This window comes from Bacillus sp. SCT118 (assembly GCF_058566435.1).
Map to the genome: position 1 here is coordinate 3,466,082 of NZ_CP191225.1, position 18,728 is coordinate 3,484,809.

An 18,728-nucleotide genomic window follows, 5' to 3' on the forward strand; every position below is an offset into this window, starting at 1 on the left:
TGTTAATCCTTTACAATATAAATGTAAGCGTGACAAGGAGGAAAAAACGTTGAACATCAAAAAACGAGACACTCGTCGATTTAAAGAAATCAAACCCAAGATCATGTATTATGGTACCTCGACATTTCTTCTAACCACATTGAATGAGGATGGAACCACTAATATTAGTCCTATGTCTTCTTCTTGGGCTCTTGGACATTATATAATCCTTGGAGTAGGACTGGGAGGAAAAGCCATCGACAATTTGGAAAGACACAAAGAGTGTGTCATAAACTTGCCTGGCCCGGAATTATGGGAAAACATTGAAAGAATTTCATCTTATAGCGGAAAAAAGAGTATACCGCCTTTAAAGAAGCAGCTCGGATTTACATATAAAAAAGAAAAATACGAGGCAGCAGGGTTAACGCCTTTACAATCAAAAACAGTATCACCAACACGAATTAAAGAATGCCCTATCCAAATCGAAGCCGAAGTGAAACACATTCGGCTTCCAGAATATGAATCGTCATTCGCAATTGTAGAGACGCAGGCACTACATTTTCATGCCGAGGAAAGTATTATACTGGACGAAAACCATATCGACCCTTCCAAATGGAGCCCGCTTATCTATAATTTCAGACATTACTTTGGTTTAGGAAGAGAAGTCGGAAAGACTTTTCGTTCAGAGACATGATCATTTTAAGACCAAGCCATGATTTGGTCTATTCTAGTAACCCTTGTTATTATCAGATCAAGCGATCATTAGGCTTGATCTCTTTTTTAGTGAAACATCCATTTAAGGATATAAAAGTTACTTACTTGCCAATTCTTTTATCATTAAACCCAACTCATAAATCCCCTTTTGAAGGTCTTCAAGAGATGCATAAGCATATGATAAGCGAATATAATTCCCTTTTTCCTGAGCATAGATACTGCCGAGATTGAGCAGAATCCCTTTTGATAAGGCTTTAGTATAAAGTAATTTCATTGATATGGAAGGCAATATTTTTATCCAGACAAAAAACCCTCCTTTTGGGATATTCCATGTCGCCACATCTTTCAAATGAGTTTCTATAGCACTCAAGGCCAATTCTCTTCTCACCTTTAATTGCTGCCTAACCTTTTCTACATGCTGCTGGTAGTGGCCGGAAGTAAACCACTCTGCCGCTACTCTCTGGGATAGCGAACTGGATCCGTAATCTGTTTGCATTTTAATGTCAGATAAACGTTCAATCACCGGTTCCGGTCCGACGATCCATCCAATCCTCAAACCTGGGCTTAATGTTTTCGATAAACTTCCTATGTACAGTACGTGTCCATTTTTATCAATTGTTTTAATAGGATATGGCGGAATTTCATCGATCCATAACTCACGATAAATGTCATCTTCAATAATAGGAAGCTGTGTATTCTCACTTACTGCTAGGATCTCTTCACGCCGCTTTTTAGACATAAGAATACCAGTCGGATTGTGAAAACATGGATTTGTATATAAGATAGCCCTTCCCCGCTCTCCTCTTGTTAAATGAACATTTTCAGGCAAAAGTCCTTCATTATCAATAGGAAGTCCAGTCAGCTTCATACCAGCTGATTGAAATACGTGTAATGAATAAAGGTAGGAGGGCTGATCAAGATAAACGGTTGATCCTCTTTGTAACAGCCCCATTGATATCAGCTGCAAGGCTTGCAACGCTCCTGAGACAATCAGAATGGAAGAAGATGAGACGTTGATTCCAATGGTTTTTAAATAGTTGCTTAATGCCTCCCTCAAAGGTAAGTAACCTTTTGGTTCTTCATATCCGAATGCCTCCATGTGTTGAGATACCTTCCCCATCATTTCTTTCATAACAGCCAAAGGAAAAATCTCAGCTGAAAGTTCACCTTTACTGAGCTGTATAAGGTCTGTATTTGATTCTGATTGATTTATCTCTTGAACGATTTTCCGACTTGGCATCTGAATGCCAGAGGTGACATATTGATCCCAATCGGGAGCAGAATTCTTAGCCATCAGTGTCCATGTGTTGTTGATAACAACTGTGCCTTTCCCCATTGTGCCTTCTATTAACCCATCGGCCATCAATTCCTCTAACGCTGTAATCACTGTGCTCCGATTTACCTGAAAATCTTTTGCAAGCGTGCGCTGGCTTGGAATCTTGCTTCCAATCGGCCACTCTCCATTTCCTATTTTCTCTTTAATAAAATGAACGATTTGTCTGTACTTAGGGAGCTTTTTCATCTTTTTTTCTACTGGAAAGCTCATAGAATCGGTCTCCTTAAAATAAATTGGTTGGGTCAAAATCCATTTAACTGGTTGAAGCCATATCACCAAATCTTTATTAATATAAAAACACATTAAATAACTGGTTGGTTTTTGTAAAGAGGAGTGAGAGGAATGCGAAAGAAAACAGTTCAAATAATTATATCTCATAGTCTCATGATTGGTTTATGGGCATCTGCTTTTCCGGGAATTCGCGCAGGACTAGAAGGGTACACACCAGAACACCTTGCTTTATTTCGTTTGTTAATCGGCTCTATGGCATTATTGCTTTTTGCTGTTTTGACTCAGATGCGCCTACCCGACTTGAAAGACATTCCTGCCATTTTTCTTTTAGGGTTTTTAGGATTTGCACTCTATCACATTTTGCTGAACATCGGTGAAAAAACAGTTAGTGCCGGAGTTGCAAGCTTACTCGTTACTACGGCACCGATCTTCTCAGCCATGCTATCCCGCCTGTTTTATAAAGAGCATTTTGGATTTACGAAATGGCTTGGCTCTATGATCAGTTTATTGGGTGTATTATTGATTACATTTGGGGCGGGAGACTTTACATATTCAATGAGCGGTATCTTGGTCATCCTGCTGGCAGCATTTTCGGAGAGTATTTATTTCGTTTTTCAAGCCCGCTATATAAAAAAATATGGTTTTATTCCATTCGTTACATTCACCATTTGGGGCGGAACAATACCTATGCTTGTGTTTCTGCCAGGCTTAGGCGAAGAGATGATGAACGCTTCAATAAGCGCAACTTTGTCTATCGTTTACTTAGGATTATTGCCGACGGTTATTCCTTACTTCGCACTAGCATATGTCACTTCACTCGTCGGTGCTTCAGAAGCAACCCTTTCACTTTATGTTACACCGGCTTTAGCCTTGATCATATCTTGGCTCTGGATCGGCGAGATACCCACATTGATCTCTCTGCTAGGCGGAGTGGTTACAGTTGGCGGGGTATGCTTTACCTATTTAACACCCAATAAAATCAAACGATATGGAAACGCTCTTATACATAAATAAAGAAGATACCCGCATCTCTTTTTAATAAGCTCATTTATCAATTAAAATTGTTTACCATAGTCCTCTAATCCAACGATAGCTCAATTCCCCCGATTTTGTTGACGATGGTGAAAATATATCCAATTATAGTTTGATCTGAAGTTCTGAATAATCGCTATTAAAAAGGATGCTATAATGAGTGATATTGCAGACTCTAAGATAGATATATTCAATTTAATCATGAAACAGGGAATGAATGAAATAATGGATAAAACGAAAATACTTATTATTGAAGATGATGGAGCAATAGCAGATCTGCTTTCATACGGGCTTACGCAGGAAGGTTTTCAAACGTGTACTGAATCTAACGGAACTTTAGGGATGAAACAGTTAGACCAATTCAAACCCGATCTTCTGCTGCTTGATTGGATGCTGCCAGATTGCAGCGGATTGGATATCTGTAAAAAAGTGACCCAACGCTATAATATCCCTATACTTATGATCACCGCAAAGTCAGATATCACTGATAAAGTCCTTGGGTTGGAATTTGGGGCTGACGATTATATTACAAAGCCATTTGACTTGCGTGAAGTTATCGCCAGAATTCGTACAATACTCAGGCGTCTTGAACAAGCTAACCACGTGAATGATCGAGGATCGTCTAATGAGGATCACATTCAATTAAAAAATATTGTGATGATCCCAGACGAAAGAATAGTAAAAAAAGATGGGATCATTGTTGATTTGACTCCTAAAGAATTTGATCTGCTTAAGACATTGATTGACCATCGTGGAAAAATCTTTACACGTTCAGAGCTGTTGGAATTCGTTTGGGGCTACGATTTTGCCGGGGATACACGTACGGTAGATACTCATATCCAAAGACTCCGTAAAAAACTGGATGCAAGCGACCTCATTAAAACAGTGTTTGGCATTGGATATAAATTCGAGAAGCAGGAGGAGTAGAGAGTGTTACGGACGATCAAGGGTAAATTTATTATTGGTTTTTTTCTGATTTTTTCTCTCTCTTTCCTAGTGCTCAATCAAACGGTCAAAAGTGTCATTTGGTCAAGCAATGAAAAAATTGTGACCTCAGATTTAATAGACTTAAAAAAAAACAGCATCATGTATATCAATCAAGCATTTTTAATCAATCATTATAAAAACAATGAACTATACTTCGGCGATATGGCCGATGAAATAGTGGATAGTTTAACTCATTCAACAGGAAGCAATGTAGGCGTTTATACCGTAGATGGCACTTTGTTGTCTTCTTCTAATAAAACAGTGTTTTCGCAAGGCATTGACGAGGACCTAGCAAAAGCAATTAACGGAAAAAATGCTTATCATATCACCTATGATCGAAATCAAGCACAGGTGTTTTTTTCTTATCCAGTTGTCATTGATGGTGCAAAAGTTGGCATATTGCGTTTTTCTAAAGATTTTAATTTGCTTTACAAACAAAGCGGAGAGATTTTAAATATTATTTTTTATATCGCTCTTGCGATATTTGTGGCGGCGTTTCTTTTCTCTTATATACTCTCCAGACACATCACGATTCCAATCGTCAAGCTGACAGAGGCCACCTCAGAAGTCAAAAAGGGAAAGCTGGATGTGGATATCCATTTTTCTAGAAAAGATGAAATTGGCCAGCTTACGGTTAATTTCAATGATATGATCACCAGAATTAGGGATCAAATTTCAACTATCGAAAAAGATCGGGACAGGTTAAAGGAACTTAATGAACAGGAAAAACGTTTTTTTGACAATATGACCCATGAACTGAAAACACCTCTGACTTCTATTCAAGGCTATGCTGAAATCATAAAACAAAAAGGGGAATCAGATCAGGCGTTTTTTGATAAAGGAATGAATCATATTGTTGAAGAAAGCCGGCGTCTGCACAATTTGGTTATAAAACTTCTTGAGGTATCTAGAGAAACCTCTAAAGAACAATTCGATAGGATTGATGCAGGAACGATTTTGAAAGATGTATGCGAATCTATGAAATTTCGTGCAGAACGATATAAAAAGAAGATCACCTATGAGATAGAAGACAGTCTCTATGTGTATGGTCAAAAGAATAGAGTGCGCCAACTCTTTATTAATCTTTTGGACAATGCAATCAAATACAGTTTATCTCATTCTGAAATCATGATTCAGGCTAAAGTTACGGGAGATCAGGTTCTTTTTATGTTCAAAAATCCAAGTGATCCATATGACGACAACCAATACACAAAAGTGTTTCAGCCTTTTTATTCAATAAACCAAAAGGTGACGGAAGAAGGAAGTTTAGGGTTGGGGTTAAGCATAGTTAAAACAATTGTCGAAAAACATGGAGGAACAATCAAGATGTTCTACGAAGAAAACCATACAATCATCACTATTGAACTAGCTTACATGAAGGTTAAGAAATGATCATGAAGAACAAACGGTTTATTATATTGTCAGGGATATTATTGATTTCCTTGATTTTTGTATCCAGCTATAATATGGGCAAGCGATCTGAAACCATTATCATTCCAAACAAGGAAGAGAGCCAGATTGATGACGATCAGAAGTCGGACTCCTTTCAGGTGAAGAAGATATATCGCCTCCCTCAAGCTGACCAGTTGCTTGGCTGGTCTTCATCAAACTCTGTAGTTGGTTTTTTCAAAGGAAATGACACAACGGAAGGTAAAGCGCAGCATCTTCAGAATGTCTCCTATCCTTTTGAAAAACCTGAAACTCTGCAGAGCATTGACCGCAATACTTCCAACCTTAAGTTGTCTCCCGACGGGAAAAGTATCGCCGGATTAACGATGTCATCAAATAAGATAACACTAAATCTAATATCACTGACGAACAGAAACAAAAAGGAAGTAGCCAGCTTTTCTTCTAGCAAGGATGCCTTTGTACAGGATATTTCATGGTCAAATAATAGCAAATACATTTGTTATCTTGTCATTGACACGACAAAAAATGACCAGACTGCGGTCAATGTATTCAACATAGATTCCGGAACCCTCAAAACGTATCCATTGAAGAATGTTGATGAAAAGGATTCGCTTACGGCAGTTTCCATTTCAAATGATGGACGAAGTTTGCTGCTAACCATGTTACAAGGGCAACAATATCACATTATGACGGGGACCATCAGCGGTGACAGCATCACTATTCAAAATAAGCGGCAGATTAGCCCCTATGGTGAACCTGTTTGGTTAAACAATGACCAATTTGTATTTTTAGGTATCGGAGAAACCTTATACGAATACGACCTCAGAAACAGTGAGCTCTCTGTTCTGCTCGAAAATGTAGCTGTTTTTACCATATCTAATGATCGAAAGAAGATCGCTTACTCTTTATATGACAAGGACAATACTTATGCAGGAAAGCTGCAAGGGAAAAATGTCCTCTACGCAGAACCTATATACCACGGCACCAGCCCATCAGAAATATATTGGAGTCCAGATGGCAGCAACCTGCTCGTTTATGAACAAAACCGGTATATTTCTATGGAAAACTCATCAGCCCGATTTTTTGACGATCGCTCTTATATCATATCCTTCAAGTAAACCTTATTTCTATTGAAATAAGGTTTTTTCTTATACCTGCAAGATATTACATAACAATGATTCCTTCATTTGTTGACATTTTGTTTACAAGTTGATCAAACTTCTGCGATAACTCTCATCTATATTAAAAGAGCATCATTTTTACCGGGCTTTGTCTCCAAAGTTTCATTGGTCCTTCTAATTTATGTGACTCGTTCGCGAGAAAACTAGTTTTGATATCTACAATTGAGGAGTTGGAAAAAGTGTCAAATTCACCAAGAAGGGATCGTAAGTTGAATCAAATAGGAAAAATAGGTTTTGGGATATTGATTATTCTAGGTGTAACGTTACTATGCATTTCCTGGAAGGCACTTGCCGGCCCAAAGCAGGAACCAATAAAAGAAAGTACAAACGCTTCTGAGCAGGCGCATATAGAAACACACAAAAATTCAGCACAGAAAAAAGAACAAAAAAAACCTGCTGAAATCGGGAAGGTCGTTTATTTAACATTTGATGACGGACCAAACCCTGCTGCTTCAGAGAAAATTATGGATTTGCTTCATAAATACAATGCAAAGGGAACGTTTTTTATGTTAAAACCAAATATCGAGCGAAATCCTAATATTGTGAGAAAAATGGCGGAAAACGGTCATTCTGTTGGGTCTCACGGCGTGACGCACCGGGTTTCCGAAATCTATAAATCCCCTGAAAGCTTTGCTGCAGAAATGAACGATACATTGGACTACATTAAAGAAACAACCAAAGTCAACACGCATTTAATAAGAGCACCTTACGGGTCAAAGCCTTACATTACTGGCCCTTTTAGAGATGTTGTGGAGCGTGATCATTTTAACCTGTGGGATTGGACAGTTGACTCAGAGGACTGGAAGTACACTCATGGAGAGTTTGTTAAGAGTGTCATTCAGCAAGTCAAAACCCTTGAAGGAAAAGAGCCGCTTATTGTATTAATGCATGAAAAGCCAACTACCGCGGCGTATTTGGAACAATTATTAAAATATTTCCGGGAAAGCGGATACGAAATGAAAGCAATTCATGATTCAATCAAACCGGTACAATTCAGATTCAATTGAAGTATAAATTTAAAGTATCTTATATGAACTACAAAATATCACGGAGATAAAAGAATTATTTATTAGAGAACCGTTAAGAACCAGTACAACATATAAATATTCAACTTGATCAGAAAGGAATTTGATAGTGAAAATCGGGAGAAGGAAACTGAAAATGCAGAGTATTTTATTGTTTGTTCTAGCCCTCTTGTTAACCATTGGAAGCCTGACCTGCTATAGCATTTACCGAAACGTAGCAAAATCGGTCAACCATATGTATGAACCTCTGCAAAGAGATTCTAAGCAACAAGATGCTAGTCTTGGACATGATCCTATATCGATTCTTTTGCTGGGAGTAGATGAGCGCCCCGGTGATAAAGGACGACCGGATTCGATGATCGTACTGACTTTAAATCCAGAGACGAAAACATCGACGATGGTAAGTATACCGCGTGATACCAGAGTATTTATGCGATCAAAGAATACCAATATTAAAATGAACGCAGCATATACTTACGAGGGTATTGAAGGTGCCGTTCAAACCGTTGAACAATTTTTAAACATCACAATCAATTATTATATCAAAGTCAATATGGAAGGGTTTAAAGATATTGTAGATGAGATTGGCGGAATCACAGTGAATAATGATTTCCCTTTTACCCTTGAAGGGGTGCATATACCAAAAGGGGAACAGCACCTGGATGGAAAGGTTGCCCTTAAATACGCACGGATGAGAAAAGAAGATCCTCGCGGTGATTTTGGGCGGCAGCAGCGGCAGCGAGAAATCATTAACCAAATTATTCACGAAGGAGCACAATTAAAATCTTTAAAAAACTATCAAGGAATTTTGGCTGCCTTAGAAAAAAATATACAAACAAACTTAACACTTGATAAAATGATTGATATTCAACGCTCTTATAAAGAAGCCGTTCATCATGTCAAACAGATCGAAATAAAAGGTGAGGATAAAAAGATAGATCACTTATGGTATCATGTTGTAACTGATGAAACGAGAAAGGACTTATCGAAGAAACTTCGCCAGCAATTAAATCTAGATTCTTAATAAAATAAAAACCGGTATTCACCAACCGCTTACTCATGTAAAGAGAAGAGTTCTTGCCTCTTCTCTTTTTTATGATTTCCCGGAATAAAAAAGAGAGTATTCGATTATTTTCTTAAACCCTAGTTTAGCTGCTAATGCAATGGAAGAATTGTTGCAAATATCACAATCCCAGCTAGGAACAATCCCATTTTCCATACAAAACACTATAAACCTATTTGCTACGCAATAAGCTAACCCCAGTCCTCTATATTCCTCAAGTGTATAGATATCCATTTCCGCTCGATTATGCCCTAAAAATATAGAGGTACACTCACTTACTACATGATTGCCATGTAATACGGCAAATCCAAAACCTTTTGAAGCAAACTGTGAGACAGAATCCCAATACTCCTCATAATACGCGCTGTTAAACGCTGTGCTGTGTGAAATAATGTCTTCGTCTATTCTTTTCAATACAAGACCCTTTGGCAGTTGCAAAGTCTTTTTGAAAGATTTTGCTTGATAAGAAAATGCAGCTCTTCTCATTTGGTTCAAGTCATCTTTCAGTAAGGGTTTCAGTACGCTATCCCATGTATCACTGGAAGAAAACAAGGTAAATCGTTTTGATGATTTCACTTGTTCTTCATAATATCCTGCAATGAAATCATGAAAATCCCGATTCCCTTGGTCTCCCGCAATAAAATAAATGCCTGATTCAGTTCCTATAAAAAACGATTTAGGAAAGGTTTGATCATCTGCATAAACAGCTCCCGGAATGGTTTGGTCTAATATTGAATAGACAAATGTTGGACAATATTTGTCATCAATCATTGTTTTTAAGCTACTGTATTTTTCTTTTGTTAATTCCTGCAAAACAGACAACTCCTTTAAAACACCGTCTCCTTCATGATTCTGTTCACAAATCAATTTTCCTCTGTCACCAGCTAAATAACTTCCCTGTTACAAATCTCATACTAATAAAAACAGGTGTCTGCCTTCAGCCCGCAGACACCTGTTGAACAACACATTGCATTATATAACCCAAGAAAACGCTGAGTATATCGATTCTTTATTCCCCAGTTACAGCAAACTGTTTTAAACGGTCACCAATTTCAGCACGGACCCTTTGGAAACACTTCTTCTGTTCCGTGTGCTTTTGCCGGATCATCAAATTTATCCGATGTTTGATTTGAAATATCAATCCCTGCTTCTTTCATTGCTTTGACAGCATTCGATGTCATCCATGAACTTCGATTCCTGCGCTGTACACATTCCACTTGTCTCCAAGGTATTTTCCCCCCACTCTTCAGCCATTTGGCTGCGGCAAGAGTTACCTGTGCATTGTTTTCCTTGATATAGTGACCTTGTCCTTTTAGAAACAAGAATGGATTATCAGCAGCCAAATATACAGGCCGACAAGTGTGATCAATAAAGTGGGTATCGTGAGGATAATTCCTGTTTTAAAATACGTGCCCCAGGAAATTTTCATACCTTTGTGCGAAAGAACATGAAGCCATAATAATGTCGCCAAGGAACCAATCGGTGTTATTTTAGGTCCTAAATCTGAACCGATGACATTTGCATATATGAGCGCTTCTCTCATCATCCCATGTGTATCTGTACCGGCAATAGCCAGTGCATCAATCATGACAGTCGGCAGGTTATTCATAATGGAAGAAAGAATTGCCGCGATAAAGCCCATTCCAATCGTACCTGCAAACAATCCTTGATCAGCTGCGGCTTGAATCACATCTGAAAGGACATCTGTCAATCCAGCATTTCGGACACCATACACAACAACATACATGCCAATTGAAAAGAATACGATAGCCCATGGCGCCTCTTTCACCACTTTCTTTGTATGGACGGCCGGACTCTTTTGCGCAGCGATTAAGAAAATGACCGCAATGCTACCCGCTACCACTGATACAGGGATAGAAAAAAATTCACTTGCAAAATATCCAATTAACAGCAGCCCTAAGATATACCATGACAGTCTGAACATGTTTTGATCTTTAATTGCTTCAACAGGTTTTTTAACCTCAGTCAGATCATAGCGTTTTGGTATGCTTTTTCTAAAGAAAAGGTAAAGTACAATGATGCTCGCCAGCAGCGAAAACAAGTACGGGACAACCATTCTGGATGCATAATCAATAAACGTAATATGAAAATAGTCCGCTGAAACAATGTTGACCAAATTGCTCACTACTAAAGGAAGCGAAGTGGTATCCGCAATAAATCCGCTGGCAATGATAAAAGGAAAAACTAATTTTTCATTAAAATGTAATGCTCTGACCATCGCTAATACGATTGGTGTCAATATAAGAGCTGCACCGTCATTTGCAAATAACGCGGCGACAATAGCTCCTAATAGAGATACATAAACGAACATCCGCACACCGTTTCCTTTTGCAGCCTTCGCCATATGAAGCGCTGCCCATTCAAAGAAACCGATATTATCAAGAATTAACGATATCAGTATGATGGCCACAAAAGCCAAGGTCGCATTCCAAACAATCCCTGTCACAGTTAACACATCATGAAAATTGACAACACCTGCTATTAGAGCTAAAACTGCGCCTCCACAGGCTGACCACCCTATAGATAAATTTTTGGGCTGCCATATGACCAATACTAGAGTTAATAAAAAGATGAATACTGCCAAAATCATTGATGTCAATCTAATGCCTCCTTACTGGCAACACGCTTGAGTTTTCTTTTGTTTGATATGGTTTAACAATTCATCCTCCTGATCGATTTGATGTAAGATCAATTGCAATGTATCAAACTCAGGACAGGAACCATTTATTGAATAATAACGCCATTGGCCTCTTCTGTCCTCATTCACAAAACCTGCGTTTTTTAATTTCCGCAAATGCTGGCTTATGGCGGGCTGGCTCATTTCGAACATATCAACCAATTGACAGACACAATATTCTTTTTCAAGAAATAATCTCATCATTATAAGCCTAGTTTGATCACTAAGTGTTTTTAAACAGCGAGTCATCGCCGCAACATCAATCGTCATATGGCTCCTCCTTCCCAAATCAATATATAAGCAAATCGTTATATACACGCCAAATGATTATACATTCCCCTTTACGTTTCCATATGTAGCGCTCTTAAGAATCAAAACTTCGAAACGAAAACCTGAGTCGCTCCCCGCGTTTCCTTAGCGCCCCCGTCATTATATAAACTTTTATTTATATAAACAATCCCTTATATTTGGAATATCAAATATTTTTGATTCAATGAATATCAATCTCTTTATGAGAACTCTGCCTTATTTGCCTTTATCCATTGTCGAAGCTGCTCCATTTTTAAAGAATGCGTTTCTATTTTAATCAAGTTTATTATGGGATTCCGGGTGTTTTCAATCATAATCCAGTCTGGTATAAATATTAGACTATTTCAGTTATGGGAGTGGTCATAGAGCCCAAGATGAAAATAGACAATCTTTTGGATATTAAAAAACAGGTCTCTTTAGAGGCCTGTTTACATTGCAAGTATTTTTTCCATTGCCATGACACCTACATAATGGCCATCGATTTTCCCCTGTTCTTTAAATACTCCAACTTTGCGATATTCCATTGAAGTATAGAACCCTTGTTCCAATCGATGAAAAGGAATGTAATAATATGATGTTATGTATTCACGATTGAATGACTTCTTTTTCGACATCCGATAAGAGTTCCCTCGATGATTCCGCTCAGCAACAAAAATCTTATATTTCACTGTACGATGGAACCAATTTGCCATATAATCCGTAGCTTTTGCAGTTCTTATCAGCTACATACTCTCTGTAGCAGAGGTAGCTTGAACTCCCTTAAACGCATTCATCACCAAATCATGCACATAGGAATCATTCACCTCATCCCCTGTTATAAGCAGACGGTAGAAAATTGGTCCGTAAATGAGATCTATGCTTACTTCAATATCAAGATTCTCTCTCAATTCACCTTTCTGAATTCCCTTTTCTAGAAGGCCTTTCGCTTGGAGGCGGCGAGGCTGGAAAAATCGTGTGCGATATTCTTCTGCCAATTTTTCATCCAACTGCCCTGCACCTATTAATTCCTTAATAACGGTTCCTTCCCTGCTTGTCAAAAACCTAGCTAAATTCGTGGCGTGGGTTACTATATCTTGTACTGACGACCCTGTATCAGGCACAGGCAGCCTGTCCGTCGCGGTCGAAAGAAAGCTGTCCATGATAACGGCAGCTTTGTTAGACCACCATTTATAAATCGTTGCTTTACTCACTTTCGCACGCTCTGCAATTTTATCGACTGTCACCGCATCAAAGCCTTTTTCCAGCAATAGGTCATAGGCTGCAGAGAGAATCGCCTTATGCGTTCCTTCATCACGCGGCCGCCCTCGTTTACTCTGCACATGAATCATTCCTTCCCGAAATACAAAACTATACGTTCAGTATACTTAACCTGAATAAAAAAGAAAACAGAAATCCATTTACAAAACTGAACGTTTAGTATATTATTTTCATTAATCAACAAAACTGAACGTTCAGTTTATAAAATCACTTGTGTTGAGAAGTCATCATTACACCCAAAAAAACACTTAAAAAGGAGTTCATTCTTATGGCTAATAGTAACAAACAAGCAGGTCAGAGGATTTCACCCAGTTTAACCCTTCTTCTCGCAACTGCATGCGGTATCATTGTTGCTAATCTTTACTATGCACAACCCTTGGTCGGATTAATTAGTAATGCAATTGGACTTTCTCCAAGCAGTGCTGGATTGATTGTTACACTCACCCAAATCGGATACGTTGCCGGCTTACTATTTCTTGTCCCTTTAGGAGATATTATCGAAAACAAAAAACTTATTGTTGTATCGCTTCTTCTAAGCGCAGCGGCTTTGACACTAACAGCATTTGTGAAGCATGGAACACTGTTTTTAGCAGCTGCGTTTTTCGTCGGATTGGGGTCAATCGCAGCCCAAGTGCTTGTTCCATTTGCATCATACCTTGCATCAGACGCTGCACGCGGCCGGGTTGTCGGCAATGTCATGAGCGGCTTATTACTCGGTATTATGCTTTCCCGTCCGATATCTAGTCTAGTCGCTGATATCTGGGGGTGGAATGCAATATTCGCTTTGTCCGCCGTGGTAAGTGTTATCCTGGCCATCGTATTATCAAAAGTGCTTCCTGCCAGAAAACCAACAGCAAATACAAACTATACTGCCTTACTCGGTTCAATGTGGAAGCTGCTGCGCACGACTCCAGTCTTACGCCGCCGTGCCATCTATCATGCGTTTGTATTTGGAGCTTTCAGCTTGTTCTGGACTACCGTTCCTTTATTATTGTCCGGTCCTGGTTTTCATTTTTCTCAGAAGGCAATAGCACTCTACGCATTGGTGGGCATTGCGGGTGCAGTCGCTGCACCAATAGGCGGCCGGCTGGCTGATCGAGGCTTAACCAGGCTTGCCACTGGAATAGCTCTCGGTGTTGTCGTTGTCTCTTTATTACTGCCGCTCATGATTCAGAGCAGCTCCCCCGTCGGTATAACAGTTCTAGTGGCAGCAGCTATTCTGTTAGATATGGGTGTATCTGCAAACCTTGTGCTCAGTCAACGTGCCATTTTTTCGTTGGCGCCTGAAATTCGCAGTCGATTAAACGGATTATTCATGGCAATCTTCTTTCTAGGCGGTGCGATAGGGTCATCAATTGGAGGATGGGCATATGCCTCAGGCGGATGGGGTACAGCATTATGGATTGGAATCGCTTTTCCGGTCATCGCTTTGCTTTATTTCATCACAGAGAAATAAAGCATTCACCAAAAATAAGCAGTCAGGACCAAGCAAATAGCTTATTTTTGGTGGCTTCTTCTTTTTTCGCTATATGTTAAAATCCCTCTGCTGAACAAGAAAAAGTCCTGCTTGGTGAGTACAGGATTTTCCAAAATCAATCTTTATGTTAAATCGACACCCTCCAGCTGTTTCAAATATCTTTGCAGGCGAACCTTCGGGTTTAATTCTATATTTGTAATATGCTTTACATACCGATTCGCACTTTCGGCAATTTCTTGGTCACTGATTGTATTGGTGCGATATTCGGCAAAGGAAGGCAGATAGGTCATGCCTACTAAATGGGCAGATGCTTGGAACGGTTTTGTCAGCTCGCTTATCGAAAACAAGTTATATCCGCCGGCTTGATAAGAGTGTTCAGGTGAACCGATGGACATGGCAGTTACCCACTCTTTCCCCTTCAATTTATTTCCGCCGGGACCATGAGCCCAGCCAAACGTAAACACTTCATCAAACCACTGTTTTAAAAGCGGTGGGCTGCTGTACCAGTATAACGGAAACTGAAAAACGATACGGTCATGGGCGAGGAGCTGCTGTTGTTCAAATTCCACATCAATTGGTTGATCGCGATATTTTTCATAAAGATCATGGACAGTTACATCTGGTTCACTTAAAACGGCTTCTTTCCACTTTTTATTGATACGAGAGGATTCTATATTCGGATGTACAACGAGTACGAGTGTTTTCATATGATCCATTCCTTTCATTCCTTTGATGTGACATCATTATATGATGTATATTAAAATACAAAAAGTACGCACATTGAATGTATATAGTATCAAAAAGTATACTATTAGGAGTGAACAGCTTGAGAAATCGTAAACTCGGCATTGATTATTCTTCTGATGACTTTGAAGGATGTCCGGTGGAGACAACATTAGATATCATCGGAGGTAAGTGGAAAGGCATTCTTCTTTATCATCTCATTGACGGTAAAAAGAGGTTTAATGAGTTTCGAAAACTATACCCAAAAATTACCCAGCGTATGCTCACGCTACAATTAAGAGAATTGGAACGGGATGGCGTGATTCACCGCGAGGTTTATAAACAGGTCCCTCCAAAAGTCGAATACTCTTTAACTGAGTTTGGAAGAACATTAGAACCTGTTATCCTGCACATGAAGGACTGGGGAGAAAAATATAAAGACAGGATTGATAAGCTCGAAGCAGCACGTAAAGCTGAAGATAAAATCTAATAACCAGAAAAAATACCAAGGGTTTTGACGCCCTTGGTATTTCTGTGATTCAGACCTTCACCGCTGACACCCACAAGCCCTCAAAAAGTGTTTTTGATTACATTTACCGGCGGCATGTCAGTTACCGTTAAAAAGGTCATTCTATTTTTTAATGATGATTAAGATTTCTAAAATTGCTGCCCTTCACTTCAGCTACGTCATATACGGTGACAAAGGCGGATTTATCAATATCATTAATAATTTCCTTTAGTTTGGTTTCTTCTAAACGGTTGATGACACATGTGATTTCTTTAAATTTCTCGTGGGAAAAACCCCCGTAAGCTTCTTTATATGTGGCGCTTCGGCCTAATTGATCACGTATGGTCTCTACCATTAATTCAGGTTCGGCAGTAATAATTTGAAACGTTTTAGAACCGCTTAAGCCTTCCTCAACGACATGAATGACTTTGGATGCAATGTAGTAAGCAATGACTGAAAGCAATGCCCCTTGAAAACCAAATACTATGGAAACAAAAATAAACACAAAAAGGTTTAAGAATAAAATAAGATCGCTCGTACCAAACGGCAGTTTTCGGGATAACAGCACAGCAAGCATATCAATTCCATCTAATGCGCCTCCATTACGCAGCGCTAACCCCATTCCGAAACCAATGATAATCCCGCCAACAACGGTAATTAACAGGGTATCTCCCTCTAAGATAGCCGGGGTGTGGTGGAAAAAGCTTGTACCTGCGGCGAGTGATACGATTCCGATAATGGATAATAACGCAAAGCTTTTGCCAATTTGCTTATATCCTAACCAGACAAATGGAATGTTGATCACAGCAATCAAAATCCCCAGCGGCAAGTTGAATAGCTGTGAACTAACGATGCTAAGACCTGTTACCCCTCCATCAGATACACTGTTTGGAATGAGCACTGTTTCTAGTCCATACGCCGCTATGATTCCTCCAATGATAACCATGATGATTTGGAAAATCATTTTCGCTTTAAATTTCTTATGTTTTTTGGGTGTATTCATACCATTCCTCATTTCTCAAATATTTCGTTATATTTAAATATACCATAATAGATATTTTCAGCTAAAAACATGCGTTTTTTTAAATAAAGTAATTATCAGTAAGGTAACCCTCTTTGGCTTAGAACATTCATGTACCGTGCCGCCTGTTGAGCAAGCGGCCCCTTTCAGTTTAGATCGTGAATCGCCCTCAAACTTCAACACCGAAAATCCTGATTTATTCTGATATGATACTTAAAAAAGGAGGTTTGATTACAGTGAATAGCTTGTGCCGCAGTAAACAAGCCCCATTTGAATACACCTTGTCTCTTATAGGGGGCAAATGGAAAATGAGAATTCTCTATGAGTTAGGGTGTGAAAAAACGATGAGATACGGCGAGCTGAAAAGGGCTATGCCCTCCATTACCCATAAAATGTTAAGCGCACAGCTTAAGGAATTGCAAACTGACGGCCTTATTCATCGGACTGAGGTTTCTCAAACCCCACTGAAAGTAGAGTATTCGTTATCTGACAGAGGGCGATCTTTGTACCCCCTCATAGATGAAATGTGTAAGTGGGGAATGGCACAAGGAATGCCTCATATGTAAAGCTACTTACAAAAAAGTGCGTACTTGTTTCCCAATGAGAGGAATTTTATACTGAATGAAAATACTTCGTTTGGAGAAAAAATGAAAAAACAGGTCTATATCATTCATGGCTACAGAGCCTCCTCAACAAATCATTGGTTCCCTTGGCTGAAAAAACGTCTGCTCGCAGATGGGGTCAAAGCAGACATTTTAAACATGCCTAATCCGCTCCAGCCAAGACTTGAGGATTGGCTGGAGACACTCTCTTTTTATCAACATACTTTACATGAAAATACGTATTTGGTTGCTCACAGCTTAGGGTGCCCCGCCATTTTGAGATTTTTGGAACATATTCAATTACGAAAACAGCTTGGCGGAATCATACTTGTTTCCGGCTTTGCCAAATCATTGCCCACTTTACAGATGTTAGATGAATTTACACAGGGATCGTTTGATCATCAAAAAATCATCGAGTCCGCGAAGCACCGTGCTGTCATTGCTTCTAAGAACGACCAAATTGTTCCATTTTCATGGAGCAAGGAGCTGGCACAACAAATTGACGCTGCGTTATATGAAGTTCAGCACGGAGGTCATTTTCTAGAAGATGAGGGATTTACTTCTTTGCCTATTGTTTATAATGTTTTAACCTCTTATTTTTCAAAGGAAACTCGCTAACATCTTTCACCCATCTGCTTCAATCGAGCCCGCGAAAAGCGGGCTTTCTGAGTTATCGTTTGATCAATACGGATAACTCACCTTCAAACACTTTTACTTCTTTTTGATTATAAGTAGATAGCAATACAGTGAGTATTCCCAATTCATTTCTCTTTGGCTGCTTATCAAGAACCTCAACAATTGTAAACAATTCATCATCCGGATATACGGGTTTTATGAATGTCATATGATTCATCTCTGTTCCGGCTATAATATCGTCTCCATAGAAACCTTCTTCAATCCAAAGTTTAAAAGATATGGCCAGTGTTTGTATGCCGGAAGCGATAATTCCATTAAATCTGCCTTTACTCGCTTTTTCTTCATCTACATGCATATACTGAGGGTCAAATTCACCCGCAAACCGCATAATATCATCTTTTGATACTTTTAATGATTTCGTTTTGAAGACCTGGCCAATTGTAAACTCATCTAACTTCATTCTTACACCTCTGTTTTTCAATTGTCTATTTTGTTTATTTTAGCACTGTGATGAGCAAATAAAAAATTCTGTTTTTCGC

General features: G+C 39.1%; 19 protein-coding genes and 1 pseudogene. 11 read left to right on the forward strand and 9 right to left on the reverse strand.

The window, feature by feature from the left end:
* Window positions 1-49: 49 nt before the first annotated feature.
* Entirely contained in the window at window positions 50-673 is a 624-nt protein-coding gene (locus ACQVGT_RS17795) for a flavin reductase family protein (protein ID WP_015482859.1), read from the forward strand.
* Window positions 674-790: 117 nt separating this feature from the next.
* Here the strand turns inward: ACQVGT_RS17795 and ACQVGT_RS17800 are convergent, their stop codons facing one another.
* A complete protein-coding gene (locus ACQVGT_RS17800; protein WP_015482858.1) occupies window positions 791-2,239 on the reverse strand; it encodes an aminotransferase-like domain-containing protein in 1,449 nt (482 codons plus the stop codon).
* A gap of 132 nt (window positions 2,240-2,371) precedes the next feature.
* On the opposite strand from ACQVGT_RS17800, the gene ACQVGT_RS17805 reads away from it, so the two are divergent.
* From ACQVGT_RS17805 to ACQVGT_RS17830, 6 genes are all read left to right on the forward strand, one after another.
* On the forward strand, window positions 2,372-3,274 hold the full coding sequence (locus ACQVGT_RS17805) for a DMT family transporter (RefSeq protein ID WP_015482857.1): 903 nt from the start codon (window positions 2,372-2,374) through the stop codon (window positions 3,272-3,274).
* 243 nt (window positions 3,275-3,517) lie between these two features.
* Window positions 3,518-4,219, forward strand: coding sequence for a winged helix-turn-helix domain-containing protein (locus tag ACQVGT_RS17810; protein ID WP_031315634.1), 702 nt, complete (start codon window positions 3,518-3,520; stop codon window positions 4,217-4,219).
* A 3-nt stretch (window positions 4,220-4,222) separates the two neighbouring features.
* Window positions 4,223-5,671 carry a HAMP domain-containing sensor histidine kinase gene (locus tag ACQVGT_RS17815; RefSeq protein WP_015482855.1) on the forward strand — a complete coding sequence of 483 codons (1,449 nt, stop codon included), beginning with the start codon at window positions 4,223-4,225 and terminating at the stop codon, window positions 5,669-5,671.
* Entirely contained in the window at window positions 5,668-6,807 is a 1,140-nt protein-coding gene (locus tag ACQVGT_RS17820) for a hypothetical protein (protein ID WP_015382867.1), read from the forward strand. Before ACQVGT_RS17815 ends, ACQVGT_RS17820 begins: the two co-directional genes overlap by 4 nt.
* 242 nt (window positions 6,808-7,049) lie before the next feature.
* Window positions 7,050-7,877 carry a polysaccharide deacetylase family protein gene (locus tag ACQVGT_RS17825; RefSeq protein ID WP_041517670.1) on the forward strand — a complete coding sequence of 276 codons (828 nt, stop codon included), beginning with the start codon at window positions 7,050-7,052 and terminating at the stop codon, window positions 7,875-7,877.
* A 154-nt stretch (window positions 7,878-8,031) separates the two neighbouring features.
* Window positions 8,032-8,919 carry an LCP family glycopolymer transferase gene (locus ACQVGT_RS17830; protein WP_015482854.1) on the forward strand — a complete coding sequence of 296 codons (888 nt, stop codon included), beginning with the start codon at window positions 8,032-8,034 and terminating at the stop codon, window positions 8,917-8,919.
* Window positions 8,920-8,988: 69 nt separating this feature from the next.
* Here the strand turns inward: ACQVGT_RS17830 and ACQVGT_RS17835 are convergent, their stop codons facing one another.
* The 5 genes and pseudogenes from ACQVGT_RS17835 to ACQVGT_RS17855 form a co-directional block, all read right to left on the reverse strand.
* Entirely contained in the window at window positions 8,989-9,780 is a 792-nt protein-coding gene (locus ACQVGT_RS17835; protein ID WP_080030713.1) for a GNAT family N-acetyltransferase, read from the reverse strand.
* Window positions 9,781-9,967: 187 nt separating this feature from the next.
* A pseudogene (locus ACQVGT_RS17840) lies at window positions 9,968-10,212 on the reverse strand (low molecular weight phosphatase family protein).
* Window positions 10,213-10,270: 58 nt separating this feature from the next.
* Complete coding sequence (locus ACQVGT_RS17845; RefSeq protein WP_015482852.1) at window positions 10,271-11,578, reverse strand: arsenical efflux pump membrane protein ArsB; 1,308 nt, start codon at window positions 11,576-11,578, stop codon at window positions 10,271-10,273.
* A gap of 12 nt (window positions 11,579-11,590) precedes the next feature.
* Window positions 11,591-11,926 (reverse strand): metal-responsive transcriptional regulator AseR, encoded by a 336-nt coding sequence (gene aseR / locus ACQVGT_RS17850; protein WP_015482851.1) that lies wholly within the window; start codon window positions 11,924-11,926, stop codon window positions 11,591-11,593.
* Window positions 11,927-12,687: 761 nt separating this feature from the next.
* Window positions 12,688-13,284, reverse strand: a complete 597-nt coding sequence (locus ACQVGT_RS17855) for a TetR/AcrR family transcriptional regulator (RefSeq protein WP_015715300.1) — start codon at window positions 13,282-13,284, stop codon at window positions 12,688-12,690.
* A gap of 206 nt (window positions 13,285-13,490) precedes the next feature.
* Here ACQVGT_RS17855 and ACQVGT_RS17860 point away from each other — a divergent pair, with 206 nt between their 5' ends.
* The gene (locus tag ACQVGT_RS17860; RefSeq protein ID WP_015382859.1) at window positions 13,491-14,678 is read left to right on the forward strand and encodes an MFS transporter; all 1,188 of its coding nucleotides are present in this window, start codon (window positions 13,491-13,493) and stop codon (window positions 14,676-14,678) included.
* Window positions 14,679-14,821: 143 nt separating this feature from the next.
* Here the strand turns inward: ACQVGT_RS17860 and ACQVGT_RS17865 are convergent, their stop codons facing one another.
* Window positions 14,822-15,415, reverse strand: a complete 594-nt coding sequence (locus ACQVGT_RS17865; protein ID WP_015482849.1) for an NAD(P)H-dependent oxidoreductase — start codon at window positions 15,413-15,415, stop codon at window positions 14,822-14,824.
* Window positions 15,416-15,525: 110 nt separating this feature from the next.
* Here ACQVGT_RS17865 and ACQVGT_RS17870 point away from each other — a divergent pair, with 110 nt between their 5' ends.
* Window positions 15,526-15,912 carry a winged helix-turn-helix transcriptional regulator gene (locus ACQVGT_RS17870; RefSeq protein ID WP_003242640.1) on the forward strand — a complete coding sequence of 129 codons (387 nt, stop codon included), beginning with the start codon at window positions 15,526-15,528 and terminating at the stop codon, window positions 15,910-15,912.
* A gap of 148 nt (window positions 15,913-16,060) precedes the next feature.
* Here the strand turns inward: ACQVGT_RS17870 and ACQVGT_RS17875 are convergent, their stop codons facing one another.
* The gene (locus tag ACQVGT_RS17875; protein ID WP_015482848.1) at window positions 16,061-16,933 is read right to left on the reverse strand and encodes a YitT family protein; all 873 of its coding nucleotides are present in this window, start codon (window positions 16,931-16,933) and stop codon (window positions 16,061-16,063) included.
* A gap of 254 nt (window positions 16,934-17,187) precedes the next feature.
* Between ACQVGT_RS17875 and ACQVGT_RS17880 the strand changes: the two genes are divergently transcribed.
* Both ACQVGT_RS17880 and ACQVGT_RS17885 read left to right on the forward strand, forming a co-directional pair.
* Window positions 17,188-17,517, forward strand: a complete 330-nt coding sequence (locus tag ACQVGT_RS17880) for a winged helix-turn-helix transcriptional regulator (RefSeq protein ID WP_015482847.1) — start codon at window positions 17,188-17,190, stop codon at window positions 17,515-17,517.
* 81 nt (window positions 17,518-17,598) lie between these two features.
* Window positions 17,599-18,171: an alpha/beta hydrolase gene (locus ACQVGT_RS17885; RefSeq protein ID WP_015382856.1), complete on the forward strand. Its 573-nt coding sequence runs from the start codon at window positions 17,599-17,601 to the stop codon at window positions 18,169-18,171.
* A gap of 52 nt (window positions 18,172-18,223) precedes the next feature.
* On the opposite strand, the gene ACQVGT_RS17890 is transcribed toward ACQVGT_RS17885, so the two are convergent.
* The gene (locus ACQVGT_RS17890) at window positions 18,224-18,649 is read right to left on the reverse strand and encodes a MaoC family dehydratase (RefSeq protein ID WP_003234221.1); all 426 of its coding nucleotides are present in this window, start codon (window positions 18,647-18,649) and stop codon (window positions 18,224-18,226) included.
* Between the last annotated feature and the right edge of the window lie 79 nt (window positions 18,650-18,728).